This window comes from Streptomyces sp. M41, from assembly GCF_043673425.1.
Taxonomy (GTDB): domain Bacteria; phylum Actinomycetota; class Actinomycetes; order Streptomycetales; family Streptomycetaceae; genus Streptomyces.
In genome coordinates this window covers 1-1,038 of sequence record NZ_JBIMKE010000070.1, presented here as the reverse complement: position 1 = coordinate 1,038, position 1,038 = coordinate 1, and the positions used below count along the sequence as shown (strand labels likewise).

The 1,038-nt window shown below is 69.3% G+C and carries 1 protein-coding gene; it reads right to left on the bottom strand.

From position 1 onward, the window contains the following. Window positions 1-938: IS481 family transposase (locus ACHBTE_RS35710; RefSeq protein ID WP_394729925.1), on the bottom strand; the 938-nt coding region annotated here is incomplete at its 3' end. Window positions 939-1,038 lie beyond the last annotated feature (100 nt).

The following is a 1,038-nucleotide window of genomic DNA, read 5'->3' as shown; positions in this document are numbered from 1 at the left end:
GGGTTGTTCACACGGCTGATCGGTGGCTGGCCGCCGAGTGCGGTGTGGCAGCGATGGTGGTTGTAGGTGTGCAGGAAGTCTGCCAGGGCCGCGGTGCGTTCGGTGTTGCTGGTGTAGGGCCGCAGGTAGGCCCACTCGTCGAGCAGGGTGCGGTTGAAGCGTTCGACCTTGCCGTTGGTCTGCGGCCGGTAGGCGCGGGTGAGTTTGCCGGTGGCGCCGAGGTCGGCAAGCGCCTGCCGCCAGGCGAAGCTCTTGCGGTAGGGCCAGGCGTTGTCGGTCAGGACCCGCTCGACGCGGTCGATACCGGTGGTCTGGAAGAAGGCCGCGGCCCGGCGGAGGAAGTCTGCGCAGGTGGCGGCCTTCTCGTCTGCGTGGATCTCGCTGTAGGCCAGGCGGCTGTGGTCGTCGACGGCGGAGTGGATGTAGTCGAAGCCCATGCCACTGCGGGTGACGCGGCCGGCTTGGCGGCCCAGCACTTTGTGGCCGCCGCCGTCGGGGATCCGGCCGAGTTTCTTGACGTCGACATGGATGAGTTCGCCGGGCCGGTCGCGCTCGTAGCGGCGGATGACCTGGCCGGTGGGCCGGTCCAGGAAGGCCAGGCGGTTCAGGCCGTGGCGGACCAGGACGCGGTGCACCGTCGAGGCCGGCAGGTTCAGCATCGGTCCGAGGCGAGCCGGTCCGAGTTTGCGGGCCTGCCGCAGCAGGCAGACCCGGGCCTCGACCGCTGCCGCAGTGCGGTGTGGGGTCGTACGGGGACGGCTGGAGCGGTCGTGCAGCCCCTGCTCGCCCTCCGCACGCCAGCGGCGGATCCACTTGTGGGCGGTGGCACGGGAGATGCCCATTTCGGCCGCGACATGCGCGACTGGCCGGCCACCGGAGACGCGTTCGACGAGCAGCCGCCTGCCGTGAACGGTCAGCCGGGCATTACGGTGGGACACGAAGACCTCCGTGCGGTGCAGTCCTAGACAGCTCCACCACACCGGAGGTCTTCGCCATGATCAAGCCCCACCGGTGTCAACAACGCTCGTGATCAATACA